The 12,933-nt window shown below is 69.8% G+C and carries 12 protein-coding genes; 7 read left to right on the top strand and 5 right to left on the bottom strand.

Annotated elements, in window-relative coordinates:
- Nucleotides 1–12 precede the first annotated feature (12 nt).
- Entirely contained in the window at nucleotides 13–606 is a 594-nt protein-coding gene (locus AB0F91_RS02750) for a LuxR C-terminal-related transcriptional regulator (RefSeq protein ID WP_360594157.1), read from the bottom strand.
- Nucleotides 607–781: 175 nt separating this feature from the next.
- Here AB0F91_RS02750 and AB0F91_RS02745 point away from each other — a divergent pair, with 175 nt between their 5' ends.
- On the top strand, nucleotides 782–1,978 hold the full coding sequence (locus tag AB0F91_RS02745) for a glycoside hydrolase family 3 N-terminal domain-containing protein (protein ID WP_360594155.1): 1,197 nt from the start codon (nucleotides 782–784) through the stop codon (nucleotides 1,976–1,978).
- A 58-nt stretch (nucleotides 1,979–2,036) separates the two neighbouring features.
- Entirely contained in the window at nucleotides 2,037–2,912 is an 876-nt protein-coding gene (locus tag AB0F91_RS02740) for an oxidoreductase (RefSeq protein WP_360594153.1), read from the top strand.
- A gap of 3 nt (nucleotides 2,913–2,915) precedes the next feature.
- On the opposite strand, the gene AB0F91_RS02735 is transcribed toward AB0F91_RS02740, so the two are convergent.
- From AB0F91_RS02735 to AB0F91_RS02725, 3 genes are all read right to left on the bottom strand, one after another.
- Nucleotides 2,916–3,368 (bottom strand): hypothetical protein, encoded by a 453-nt coding sequence (locus AB0F91_RS02735; RefSeq protein WP_360594152.1) that lies wholly within the window; start codon nucleotides 3,366–3,368, stop codon nucleotides 2,916–2,918.
- A gap of 193 nt (nucleotides 3,369–3,561) precedes the next feature.
- On the bottom strand, nucleotides 3,562–3,873 hold the full coding sequence (locus tag AB0F91_RS02730; protein ID WP_360594150.1) for a hypothetical protein: 312 nt from the start codon (nucleotides 3,871–3,873) through the stop codon (nucleotides 3,562–3,564).
- A 354-nt stretch (nucleotides 3,874–4,227) separates the two neighbouring features.
- Nucleotides 4,228–5,256, bottom strand: coding sequence for a LacI family DNA-binding transcriptional regulator (locus AB0F91_RS02725; RefSeq protein ID WP_360594148.1), 1,029 nt, complete (start codon nucleotides 5,254–5,256; stop codon nucleotides 4,228–4,230).
- Between the two features lie 179 nt (nucleotides 5,257–5,435).
- On the opposite strand from AB0F91_RS02725, the gene AB0F91_RS02720 reads away from it, so the two are divergent.
- The 5 genes from AB0F91_RS02720 (at nucleotide 5,436) to AB0F91_RS02700 (ending at nucleotide 11,702) form a co-directional block, all read left to right on the top strand.
- Nucleotides 5,436–6,746: an ABC transporter substrate-binding protein gene (locus tag AB0F91_RS02720; protein WP_360594146.1), complete on the top strand. Its 1,311-nt coding sequence runs from the start codon at nucleotides 5,436–5,438 to the stop codon at nucleotides 6,744–6,746.
- Nucleotides 6,743–7,729 (top strand): sugar ABC transporter permease, encoded by a 987-nt coding sequence (locus tag AB0F91_RS02715; protein ID WP_360594144.1) that lies wholly within the window; start codon nucleotides 6,743–6,745, stop codon nucleotides 7,727–7,729. The genes AB0F91_RS02720 and AB0F91_RS02715 overlap by 4 nt, the downstream gene beginning before the upstream one ends.
- Entirely contained in the window at nucleotides 7,726–8,571 is an 846-nt protein-coding gene (locus AB0F91_RS02710; protein ID WP_360594142.1) for a carbohydrate ABC transporter permease, read from the top strand. The genes AB0F91_RS02715 and AB0F91_RS02710 overlap by 4 nt, the downstream gene beginning before the upstream one ends.
- Nucleotides 8,572–8,573: 2 nt before the next feature.
- Nucleotides 8,574–9,971 carry a GH1 family beta-glucosidase gene (locus AB0F91_RS02705; RefSeq protein WP_360594140.1) on the top strand — a complete coding sequence of 466 codons (1,398 nt, stop codon included), beginning with the start codon at nucleotides 8,574–8,576 and terminating at the stop codon, nucleotides 9,969–9,971.
- 381 nt (nucleotides 9,972–10,352) lie between these two features.
- Nucleotides 10,353–11,702, top strand: coding sequence for a ricin-type beta-trefoil lectin domain protein (locus AB0F91_RS02700; RefSeq protein WP_360594138.1), 1,350 nt, complete (start codon nucleotides 10,353–10,355; stop codon nucleotides 11,700–11,702).
- Nucleotides 11,703–12,059: 357 nt separating this feature from the next.
- Here the strand turns inward: AB0F91_RS02700 and AB0F91_RS02695 are convergent, their stop codons facing one another.
- Nucleotides 12,060–12,839, bottom strand: coding sequence for a hypothetical protein (locus AB0F91_RS02695; protein ID WP_360594136.1), 780 nt, complete (start codon nucleotides 12,837–12,839; stop codon nucleotides 12,060–12,062).
- Nucleotides 12,840–12,933 lie beyond the last annotated feature (94 nt).

Below are 12,933 nucleotides of genomic sequence, written 5' to 3'. Positions count from 1 at the left end.
GGTGAGCTTCCCTCAGATAACACCTGCGCGCAGGGCGTAGGCGACGGCATGCGGTCGGTTGCGCAGCTTCAGCCTATTGGTCATCCCGTAGATGACGTTCTTCACGGTCCGTTCCGAGTAGCAGAGCTTCCCGGCGATCTCCGCGGTGTCCCAGCCCTCGGCCATCAGCCGCAGCACGTCGACCTCGCGCGGCGACAGCGCCGCACCACCCGCGGTGTGCTGCAGGGTCTCGGCCTGACCCAGCAGATTGCGCAGCGAGGTCTCCTTGCCCGACGCGGCGGCGGTGATGCTGCGCACCAGCCGGTCGCCCGCGATGGCCTCACGGGGCAGCACAGCCACGACGTGGCACGCGGCCAGCTCCGGCAGCTCGTCGGCGTCGACGTACCCGGCGACGAGGACGATCGCGGCCGGCGTCTCCGAGGCGGCCGCGCGCAGGGCGGCCTTCAGCTCCGGCGTCACGCGGCCGGCGGCGAACACGAGCACCGCCGCTTCCCCGCGCCGCGGGCCGGGCAGCACCTGCACCTCGGGCCGCGCGTGCAGGTGGTCGATGAGCCCCGCGAGCGCGATGGGATCCGAAGCCCACGCCGCCACCCTGACCTGATCCATCGCTGCGACCTCCCTGAAGAAACACTCATCCCGTGTCTGCCAGTCTGGAGACTGCGGCTTCACGAATTCTCTAGCCGCGATGACGTCGTTCTTCACGACGTGAAGTTGGGCTCCACCAGGGGTTCCGCTAGCGTCGCGTCGACACCGGGACCAAACATGTAAGGAATTCATGAAGATGCCCGCACGGAAGCGGCTACCTGCGGCGATCGGCGGCGCCGTGCTGGTGGTCGGCACCCTCGCCGGATGTGCTTCCGCCCACCCGGTTTCCGGTACCGCGCTGGCCGAACCGGGTGCTCAGCCGAGCACGAGCACCGCCCCGACGGCCTCGGAGCCGTCCGGGACGTCACAGCCACCGTCTTCACGGCCGGTTTCACCGTCTTCATGCGACTCGCTGATCTCTTCACTCGGTGTGCGCGCGCAGGTGGCTCAGCTGGTGGTCCCGGGTGTCGACGCCGCGAATCCCGCGGCGGTGACAAAACTTGTCCAGCAGCAGCAGATCGGCGGGTTCTTCGTGGGAGGCAATAAAACCACGCTGTTGCAGAACCACGCGCTCGACGCCGTGCAGAAGGCCGCGAAGATCCCGGTGTCCGTCTCCGTCGACGAAGAGGGCGGGCGCGTGCAGCGCATCGACGACCTCGACGGCTCGATGCCGAGCGCGCGCGAGCTCGCCGCCACGAAAACCCCCGCCGAAGTCCGCACGCTGGGCGTGCAGCGGGGCAAGCAGCTGCGTGCGCGCGGGATCACCGTCGACTACGCGCCCGACGCCGACGTGAGCGACGAACCGGACGACGCGGTGATCGGAGACCGTTCGTACAGCTCGGATCCCGCCAAGGTGCGCCAGTACGCGATGGCGTTCGCCGAGGGCCTGCGCCAGGGCGGCGTGACGCCGGTGCTCAAGCACTTCCCCGGCCACGGCCACGGGTCCGGCGACTCGCACAAGGGCACGGTCACCACGCCGCCGATCGACCAGCTGCGCAAGGTGGACCTCAAGCCGTACGAGAACATCGCCGACTACGGCGCCGTGGAAGTGATGGTGGGCCACCTCGACGTGCCGGGGCTCACGAACGGCGTGCCCGCGTCGATCTCCCCCGCCGCGTACCGGCTGTTGCGCGGCGACTACCACTTCACCGGGCCGATCATCACCGACGACCTCGGCGGCATGAAGGCCATCACCGACCAGTACCCGCTGCCCGACGCCGTGCTGAAGGCGTTGCAGGCGGGCGCCGACGAGGCGTTGTTCTCCTCGGGCAACGGCGACGTCGGCGCGGTGCTCGACCGGCTCGTGAAGGCGGTGTCGAGCGGCGAGCTGCCCGCGGACCGGGTGGCCGCGTCGGTGAAGCGGGTGCTGAAGTCGAAGCACGCGTGCACCTGATCGCAGTCCACTCCGGACTAGGCTGGCGGCCGGATCACCGTCTCGGGAGGAGCACCACATGACGACGGACGCCACGGCGGCCGGCACCCTGCAGCTCGGCGGCGAGCTGACCGTGACCCGGATGGGCTTCGGCGCGATGCGCCTGGCCGGTCCCGGCGTCTGGGGGCCGCCGCAGGACCTCGCGGAGGCGTCCGCGATCGTGCGAGAGACGCTGGCGCTCGGCATCACGCACATCGACACGTCGGACTACTACGGACCGCACACCGTCAACGAGCTGATCCGGACCAATCTCGCGCCCTACCCGGACGAGCTCGTGCTGGTGACCAAGGTGGGCGCGCGCCGCAGCGCCGACCGCGGCTGGCCGCCCGCGCTCAAGCGCGACGAGCTGATCTCCGCCGTCCACGACAACCTGCGCAACCTGGCCGTCGAGGCGCTCGACGTGGTGAACCTGCGCTTGGGTGACGAAACGGGCGGATACCCCGTGGACGTGCCGATCGTGGAACCGTTTTCCGTGCTGGCCGAGCTGCAGGAACAGGGCTTGATCCGCCACCTCGGCGTGAGCCATGTGACGGCCGAACAGCTCGACGCGGCACGCGAGGTGGCACCGGTCGTGTGCGTGCAGAACGCCTACAACCTCGCGCACCGCGAGAACGACGACCTCGTGGACAAGTGCGCCGAACTCGGCATCGCGTTCGTCCCGTACTTCCCGCTGGGCGGGTTCAGCCCGCTGCAGTCCTCGGCGCTCGACGCGTGCGCCGCGCGGCTCGGCGCGAAGCCGATGCAGGTCGCGCTGGCATGGCTGCTGCAGCGGTCGCCCGCGATCGCCGTGATCCCGGGCACGTCGTCGATGGCGCACCTGCGGGAGAACGTCGCAGCCGCCTCGCTCGAGCTGCCGGCCGACGTCGTGGCCGAGCTCGACGCGATCGGCGCCTGAGTCCTAGCGCGGAGTCACCTCCAGCGTCACCGTCCGGTTCGCGGCCGCGTCCGTGCCCTCGTGCACGGGCGTGGCCTGGTCGGCGCTGGTGATCGCGAACGTCGTGAGCGGCTGGCCGCTCGCCGTCGCCAGCACGCGGGCCGCGGAAGCCGCGCGGGCCAGCGCGGTCGACCAGCCACCTGTGGCCGGGCCGCCCGGCACGGCGACGCCGTGGCCGATATCCGTGACCCGCACGTCCTGTCCCTCGAGGACGGCGCCCCAGTGCGCCAGCGCGCGCCGGCCGTCGGCGCTGGGGCTGATCGCGTCAGGGCCGAAGAGCCCGTCGTCAAAGGTGATGGTGACGGTCGAACCGGTCGTGACCTGCACGCCGTCGCCGCCGAGGTGCGCCGCCAGCGCGGTGAGCTTCTGCTGACGGCTGTGCTCTTCCTCGGCCAATTTCGACTGCGACGCGCGCAACCAGTCCAGCTCGGCCTACCCGGCGGGCTGGTCGTCGCGGGCGGTGCGGCCGTCGGCGCCGGTTCCGGCGACGACCACGGCAGCGTCGCCACGATCACCGCCGCCGCGGCCACGACCACCACCGCCGCGCCGGCGGCCGCGAGCCGCCGGCGGACCGGGCGCTTGCGCAGCCGCCCCGAGCGGATCTTCGCGATCAGCCGCCGTCCGGCCAGCGCGGGCTCGGACTCCGGCGCCACCTCCAGCACCCGATCAAGTCCGACATCCAGGCGCGGCAGAATTCCCTCGACGACCAGCTCCACCAGCTCGGGACCGCCGCGAACGACCGGGCTTCGGCCGACCGCCAAGCCGAGCACGACAAGGGCAGCGCGCCGCCGCCGATCCACCCGTCGGACGCCGCGCAGGCCGCGATCGACGCGGCGCAGACGTGGACGGACGTCTGGCAGCGGCGCAACCAGGTCGGCTCCGGCGCGCCGTTGACGGGCAGCGGCAAGTGCTTGTCGTTCAACGCCGCCACCTCGGTGGACCCGGGCACGCTCGCCCCGGGCCTGGACCAACCCGACGCCGGAGTTCCTCGCGCGCCCCGCGCGACCCGGCCGTGTCAAGGCACAGCTGGCGGCAGCCGTGCCGCGCTCGAACGCCGCGGTGGAATCGGATACCACGGTGGAACAGCCCGAGGGCACCTACACCGAGCTCGCGATCCTCCGGGCGCCGCACGGGCCCACGGGCTGTCCGCCGCCTTTCCCGTGCGCTGCAACACACGGCCGCCCTCCTCGCGCCCGCGCCGCCCTCGGAGTCGTTCACGCGCGGGGCCGCGGCGGAACTAGGTGGGCCGCCGGTGAAACTCTTCCCCTGACGGACTTCAGCTCGACTCACGCACGGTCAGCGACACCGGCAGAATCTGCCGACGCGGCTGGGGTTCCCGCCCGTCGAGCAGGTTCATCAACGTCTCCACCATCGCGCGCACCTGCTCGCGCGGGTCCTGGTGCACGGACGTCAGCGGCGGGGTCATCTCGGGCGCCAGCGTGGCGTTGTCGTCGAAGCTGACCACGGCCACGTCGTCCGGAATGGACCGGCCCGCCGACGAAAGCGTGCGCAGGGCACCGACGGCCATCATGTCGCTGGCCACGAACACGGCGTCGAGATCGGGGACGCGGTCGAGCAACGAAGCCATCGCGCGGGCGCCGCCGGCGAGCGTGAAGTCGGCTTCCTCGACGAGATCCGCCGGGTCGAGGCCCGCGTCGACGAGAGTTTTGCGCCAGCCCGCGAGGCGGTCGATCGACGCGCCCTGGTCCTGGGGCCCGGCAATGGTCGCGATGCGGCTGCGGCCTGCCGACACGAGGTGCTGCACGGCGAGCCGCGCGCCGCCCTCGTTGTCGAAGTCGACCACGTGCACGCCGCGGCGCAGGTCGGCCGCCTGGCCACCGAAGACGACGGGCACACGCAGCAGTCGCAACGCCCGGGGCAGCGGGTCGGCGCGGTGCGGCGCGAAGACGAGCACCCCGTCGACGTGCCCGCCTTCGAGGAAGCGCACCGTGCGTGTGAGGTCTTCCCGGGTGTCGCTGAAGATCAGCACCATCTGGCAGCCGACGTCGGCCAGCTCGCGGTAGCCGGCGCGCATTACGGCCGTGCGGTACGGGTCGTCCAGCAGCCGCGCCTCCGGCTCCGACAGCACCACGGCGATCGCGCCCGTCCGCCGCGTGACCAGCGATCGCGCGGCCTGGTTCGGCGAGTAGCCGAGTTCACGCGCCGCCGCGAGCACCTTTTCCCGCGACCGCGCGCTGACGTAGGTGTCGTCGTTCAACGCTCGCGAAGCGGTGGAGCGCGACACACCGGCGAACGCCGCGACGTCTTCGAGCGTCGGGCGCTCGTCCTCGGACCGAGCCGCCACTGCACCACCCCTCCACTTGTGATCGCCGGACAGCTTAGCCGCACGATTCAGGGAGCGCTCCCGGAAAGGCACGCTCCGATAACCACCCTTGACATGGAACTCCAGTCAACCCACACTCGTCAACCGTCTGGGAGCGCTCCCAGAACCTGACCTTCAAGGGGCTGACGGTGTTGACAACGGTGACAACGTTCCGGAAAGGCCTGGCACTCACGCTGGGCATCACGATGACGGCGCTCGCCGTGGCGGCGTGCGCCGGCGGCGGCAGTAGCAGCGGCGGTGACATCCCGGCGGCGGCCGGGCCGAACGAGCACGTGGAGCTCACGCTGGCCACGTTCACGGAGTTCGGCTACGAAGCGCTGATCCCGGAGTACGAGCGGCTGCACCCGAACATCAAGATCACCCACCGCAAGACGGGCCAGGGCGGCCCGTACGCGCAGGACATGATGACCAAGCTCGCGGCGGGCTCCGGCCTCGCCGACGTGCAGGCCGTGGAGGAGGGCCACCTCTCCGACATCCTCAGCAAGTCGTCGAAGTTCTACGACCTCACCCAGGTCGGCCCGGCCGACGCGAGCCCGGACCGCTGGCTGTCGTGGAAGTACGAAGCGGGCAAGGACAAGAACGGCAAGCTCATCGGCTACGGCACGGACATCGGACCCGACGCCATGTGCTACCGCAAGGATCTGCTCCAGCAGGCCGGCCTGCCGATCGACGACGCGTCCGTGAAGGCGATGTTCGCCACCTGGGACAGCTACTTCGCCGCGGGCGCGCAGTACTCGCAGAAGACCGGCAAGGCGTGGTTCGACTCGGCCGCGCAGAACTTCAACGCCATGGTCAACCAGCTGCCCGTCGGTTACCTCGACAAGGACGACAAGCTCACCGTCGAGTCCAACCAGGGCATCAAGGACGCCTGGGCGAAGGTGACCGGTGCCGTCGGGAAGGGCGAGTCGGCGAAGCTCACCGCGTTCAGCAACGAGTGGAACTCCGGCTTCCGCCAGAGCGCGTTCGCCACGAAGGTCTGTCCCGCGTGGATGCTCGGCGTGGTCAAGGAGCAGGCCGGGCCGGAGAACGCGGGCAAGTGGGCGGTCACCGACGCGTTCCCCGGCGGGGGTGGCAACTGGGGCGGCTCGTACCTGACCGTGCCGACGCAGAGCAAGCACCCGCGTGAGGCCGCCGCACTGGCCGCGTGGCTGACGGCGCCGGAGCAGCAGCTCAAGGCGTTCCAGGCGAAGGGCACCTTCCCCAGCCAGGTCAAGGCGCTGGAAAGCCCCGAGCTGCTGAACCAGACCGACGCGTACTTCGGCGATGCGAAGATCGGCGAGCTGTTCGTGGCGCAGGCCAAGAAGGTCGCGAAACCGCAGTACAAGGGCCCGAACGACGGCCAGATCCAGGACAACGTGACGGCTCCCGCGCTGCAGGCCGTGGAGCAGGGCAAGTCGCCGGCCGACGGCTGGCAGCAGCTCGTGGACGGCGCGAAGAAGCTCGCGCGGTGACGACCACCGTCACGCGCGAGGGCACGCAGGCCGGGGTGCGGCGACCCGCACCCCGGCCGGGGCTGCGCGACCGGCTGTCCAGGTGGGACGTGAAGGCGTCGCCTTATCTTTACGTGGCGCCGTTCTTCATCGTCTTCGGCATCGTGGGGCTGTTCCCGCTGCTCTACACCGCGTATGTGTCGCTGTTCCACTGGGACGCCGGCGACGACAACCCCGACTTCATCGGCCTCGACAACTTCAGGGAGCTTTTCGCCGACGCGCAGTTCTGGCACTCGCTGGAGAACACCGTCAGCATCTTCCTGCTCTCCAGCGTGCCGCAGCTGATCATCGCCGTGCTCCTGGCCGCGATGCTCTCGACGCGGCTGCGCGGCGCGACCGGCTGGCGCGTCGGGATCCTGCTGCCGTACGCGGCGAGCCTGGTGGCGCTCGGGATCATCTTCGCGAACCTGTTCGGGCCCAGGTACGGCCTCGTGAACGGACTCCTGCAGACCATCGGACTGTCCCCCGTGGACTGGCAGGCCAACCGGTTCGCGAGCCACGTGGCCATCGCCATCATGGTCAACTGGCGCTGGACCGGCTACAACGCGCTGATCGTGCTGGCGGCGATGCAAGCCATCCCGAAGGAGCTGCACGAGGCGGCGCTGATCGACGGGGCCGGCACCGTGCGTCGGTTCCGGCACGTCACGCTGCCGCTGCTGAAGCCGACGCTGATCTTCGTCACGATCACCTCGACGATCGGCGGCCTGCAGATCTTCACCGAGCCCAAGCTGTTCGACGCCATGCCCGGCTCGAACAACGGCGGCTCGACCCACCAGTTCCAGACGGTGACGCTGTACCTGTACCAGACGGCGTTCGAGAACTTCGACCTCGGTTACGCGTCGGCAATCGCGTGGGTGCTGTTCCTGATCATCGTCGTCATCGCGGGCCTGAACTACCTGCTCACCGGCCGGATCGCCCGAACCTCGAAGCGGAGGGGCGCATGACGACGTTGACCACGCGAGTGAGCCGGCTGGGCAAACCGCGCAAGGCCACCTACTGGGTGCTGGCCGTGTTCGTGCTCGGCTCGCTGTTCCCGTTCTACTGGTCGTTCCTCGTCGCCAGCCGCGACAACGGCATGCTCACCGAACGCGTGCCACCGCTGCTGCCGGGTGGGAACTTCTTCGCCAATGCGGCGCGGGTCTTCGACACCGTGCCGTTCTGGAAGGCGCTGGTCAACAGCGTGATCGTGTCGGGCACAGTCACGCTCACCACGGTGCTGTTCTCCTCACTCGCCGGATTCGCCTTCGCCAAGCTGCGCTTCCGCGGCCGCAACGCGCTGTTCGTGTTCATCGTGGTGACGCTCGCGGTGCCCACGCAGCTGGGCATCATCCCGCTGTTCATCGCGATGTCGAAGCTCGGTTGGGCCGGCGGGCTGCAGGCCGTGATCGTGCCGAACCTGGTGACCGCGTTCGGTGTGTTCTGGATGCGCCAGTACACAGTGGACGCCGTGCCGTACGAGCTCATCGAGGCCGCGCGCGTGGACGGCTGCAGCATGATCCGGATCTTCTGGAACGTGTGCCTGCCCGCCGTGCGCCCCGCGGCGGCGATCCTTGCGATGTTCACGTTCATGATGTCCTGGAACGATTTCCTGTGGCCGCTGGTGGTGCTCGACGTCGGCAATCCGACCGTGCAGGTGGCACTGGAGAAGCTGCAGAGCGGCTACTACGTGGACTACTCGCTCGTGCTCGCCGGCACCACACTCGCGACGATCCCGATTCTCATCGTCTTCCTCCTGCTCGGCCGCCAGATCGTGGCCGGGATCATGCAAGGTGCTGTGAAAGGGTGACCATGTCCGTTGATTCACAGGCCGCCGGGGCCGGGCTCGCGTTCCCGTCCGGGTTCGTCTGGGGCGCCGCCACGGCGGCGTTCCAGATCGAGGGTTCGACCACTGTGGACGGCCGCGAACCGTCCGTGTGGGACACCTTCGCCAACCGGCCGGGCGCGATCCGCGGCGGCGACACGGGCGAGCCGGCGGCCGACCACTACCGGCGCGCCGGCGAAGACGTGGCGCTGATGCGCTCGCTGGGCCTCGGCGCGTACCGGTTCTCCCTGGCGTGGCCGCGGATCCAGCCCGGCGGTGTGCCCAACGTGCGGGGCATCGCCTTCTACGACCGGCTGGTCGACTCGCTGCTGGCGGCAGGGATCCAGCCGTGGGCGACGCTGTACCACTGGGACCTGCCACAGCGGCTGGAGGACCTCGGCGGCTGGACCTCGCGCGACACGGCCTACCGCTTCGCCGAGTACGCGGAGACGATCACCGCTGTGCTCGGCGACCGCGTGGCGAGCTGGTCGACGCTCAACGAACCGTGGTGCGCGGCGATGCTCGGGTACGCGAAGGGGATCCACGCGCCGGGTCGGGTTTCGGCCACCGCCGCGGCCGCGGCGACCCACCACCTGCTGCTCGGCCACGGGCTCGCGATGGACGTGCTGCGCCGCGACGCCCCGCGCGTCCCGGCCGGGATCACGCTCAACCTGTACCCGGTCACGGCGGACTCGGCCGCTTCTCAAGACGCCGAGGCCGCGCGGCGCGTCGACGGGCAGCAGAACCGGCTGTTCCTCGACCCCGTACTCCGCGGCGGCTACCCGGCCGACGTGGTGACGGACCTCGCGCCGTTCGGGTTCGCCGACGTGGTGCGCGACGGCGACGAGGCCATGATCGCCACACCGGTCGACTGGCTCGGCGTGAACTACTACCGCGGCTACCGGGTCGCGGGCTCTCCTCGGCCCGGCAGTTCACCCGCCGGTTCGGAATGGCTCGGCGCGGCCGACGTGCACTTCGTCCCCGACCCGGCGGCGCCGCTCACGGACTCGGGCTGGGAGGTGCAGCCGGCCGGGCTCACCGCGTCGCTGCTGCAGGTACACCGCGACTACCGGCCGGTGCCGCTGTACGTGACGGAGAACGGCGCCTCCTACCCCGACGAGCTGCGCGACGGCGAGATCGCCGACACCGACCGCGTCGCGTTCCTCGACGCGCACCTGCGCGCGGCGCACGACGCGCTGGACCAGGGCGTGGACCTGCGCGGCTACTTCTACTGGTCGCTGCTGGACAACTTCGAGTGGGCCGAGGGGTACGCGAAGCGCTTCGGGCTGGTGCACGTGGACTACGCGACGCAGCGGCGGACGCCGAAGCGCAGCGCGCAGTGGTACTCGGAAGTGATCGCGCGCGGGGCGGTGGGCGTGAATTAACCCGGCTTTCCCGGCCGGAATGCGTTTCACCCGGAAAGCGCAAAGCGTCATTCACCGGAACAAGCAAAGAGACCAATGCGACAAACAGGACGCCCGGTGTTCACACACCCGAACACCGGGCGCACCATGGCTCGGCTTGGTCTGGACCTGTCGGCCAGGACGCGACCATGACCTGCTGTGATCGCCCCACAACCCGTTGCCAAGGACTGGGGACGACCGGTATAACTTTCTTCACTACACGCACGAAGTGGCCGGCAATTCGGTCCCCACCGTTTCTCCGGAATTGCCCGCCCGTACTCGGTCCTGCCGTTTTCGCGAATTCGGTCGGACGCGGGTAATCGTGCGCGCAATTTCCCTCCCCGTCCCCCTGGAGTTCACGGAATGCGCATTTCGAAATTCAGAACGCTGGCTGCCGCGGCTCTGCCCGTGCTGGCCGGCGTCGCCCTGGCCACCGTCAACCCCGCCGTGAGCGAAGCCGCCCCGGCCGCGGGCGCGGCTTTCCCCGCCCACTACTCGGCCCCGTACCTGCAGGTCAGCGACGGCGACATCGGCCAGATGGCCGCCGACCTGAACGCGACCGGCACGAAGTTCTACACCTTGGCCTTCCTCACGCCCTCTTCCGGCTGCAACCAGCTGTGGGAGGCCAACGGCACGGGTGTCGGCTCGTTCAAGTCGCAGATCAGCTCACTGCAGGCCGCGGGCGGCAACGTGATCCCGTCGTTCGGCGGCGCCGCCGGCGGTGAGATCGCGCAGACCTGCACCGACACCTCGAGCCTCACAGCGGCCTACGCCAACGTGGTCAACACGTACGGCACGCCCCGCCTGGACTTCGACATCGAAGAAGACACCATCAAGGACACCGCGGCCAACGCACGCCGCAACTCCGCGCTCGCGGCGCTGCAGCAGCAGAACCCGAGCGTGCAGGTGGACTACACCCTCGCCGTCGACCCGAGCGGCCTCGGCTCCACGCAGATGGACATCCTGCGCGACGCCAAGAACAAGGGCCTCAACGTCAGCGTCGTGAACCTGATGGTGATGGACTTCTACGACGGCCAGCCGGTGCTCGGCGACGCGCTCGCCTCGGCGCGCACGGCCGCGAGCCAGCTCGCGAGCCTCTACGGCATCTCAACGTCGGCGGCCTACGCCAAGATGGGCCTCACGCCGATCGCCGGCCGCAACGACGACGGCGCGCAGTTCAGCCAGTCCGACGCGCAGCAGCTGGAGACGTTCGCCGCGCAGAACGGCGTGCAGGAGCTGTCGTTCTGGGAGCTCCAGGACTACGACCGAGCGACCGGCTACGCGTACTCGCGGATCTTCAACGCCATCACCGGAGGTGGCGGCACCACCCCGCCGCCGACCGGCGGCAAGCAGATCACGGGCTACGGCGGCAAGTGCGTGGACGTGGCCGGCGCCAACTCCGCCAACGGCACCAAGGTCGACCTCTACACCTGCAACGGCACCAACGCGCAGCAGTGGACCTCCACCGGCGGCACGCTGCAGGCGCTGGGCAAGTGCATGGACGTCGCCTCGGCCGGCACCACCAACGGCACGAAGGTGCAGCTCTACGACTGCAACGGCACCGCCGCGCAGCAGTGGACGCATTCGGGCAACCAGCTCGTGAACACCGGCTCCGGCAAGTGCCTCGACGCGACCGGGCCCAGCTCGGCCGACGGCACGCCGCTGCAGATCTGGACCTGCACGGGAGCTTCGAACCAGTCATGGTCGCTCTGAGTCGGTGATTTTCACCCCTCTTGGCCGAGCCGGTGGGGAGTGTTTTCCTTGCCCCCCACCGGTTTTTCTTATTCTGAAGAACTTCTCGCGTTTTGCCGTCATGGCTCGCGCGGCCGGTCGTCGGATCCACGTCGGGCCGGCCCACGAGCAGAAGCGAGGCAAAACGATGACCGTTCAGTGCCACGACGCGGTAGAAGAGGTCGGCGTCTGGTTGACCGGCGAGTTTTCGGGACGGGTGCCCGCCACCACGGTGGCGGACGTGGTACGCGCGACACGGCGGGACCTCGAAGGCCGCATCGCGACGGAGGAGCTCGGCGAGATGCTGCACCGCATGGCGCGCGCGGCTGCAGCGAATGCTCAGTGCGGGCGGCCGGATCCCGCGTTCCCGCTGACGGGTTTCTCCTTCAGGTCCGGGTTCGGCGTTCCGCCGAAGAGGTCCCGCAGGCGGTTGTGGCGCGCGGTGTAGCGAGCGCCGAACCGCCGGCGCGACCGGTCGAGCTTGCGCCCGGCGTAGCGGCGCCGGGCCCACGCGGAGTCGGGTTTCGCCAGCCGCAGCGCGCCGACCAGGGCGATCAGCGGCACGACGACGCCCAGCACGCCCGTGGCGAGCTTGCCCTTGAGCAGGCAGACCAACGCCGTGACCAGGTGCACGGCGATGCCCAGCAGGTACGACCACATCGCCGATTCCCCGCGCATCTCGCCGATCGGCGACGCTTCGAGCAGGAGCAGGACACCCAGCGAACCGCCGATGAGCACGGCGTCGATGGACTTGCGGCCGTTTTCGGCCCAGTAGACGTCGTCGAGGTAGAACCAGAGCGCGAACTCGTCGAGCACGAGCGCGGCACCCACCCCGAACAGCGCGGCCAGGATCTCGCCCCACGGCGCGTCGGGCGAGAACCGGAACTCGAGCGCGCCGACGACCAGCACCAGCAGGATGCCCCACACCTGGTGGTGCACGTGGACGCCGCCGATGTGGATGTCGCCGAGCAGGCCGCGTTTCGCACTCGCCTTGCGGTGTTTCGCGCGGATCCGGCGCGTGATGCCGCGGACGAGCCCGAACGTGACGAGGAACCCGACCACCGCCCACATCGCAGCGGCGCGGCCGGTGTCGACGAAAACGCGGTCGTACCAGTTCACGGCCGTCTCCCCCGTGCTTGGTGGCGCAAGACGCTACCACCGGTTGATCCCGGTTGTCCTTTTCCCGGATCCGGTCGCGGGCCGAAAAACCCTG

It is taken from the genome of Amycolatopsis sp. NPDC023774 (genome assembly GCF_040639695.1).
Taxonomy (GTDB): domain Bacteria; phylum Actinomycetota; class Actinomycetes; order Mycobacteriales; family Pseudonocardiaceae; genus Amycolatopsis.
The sequence above is the reverse complement of the archived record's forward strand: the minus strand, read 5'-3'. Positions and strand labels throughout refer to the sequence as shown.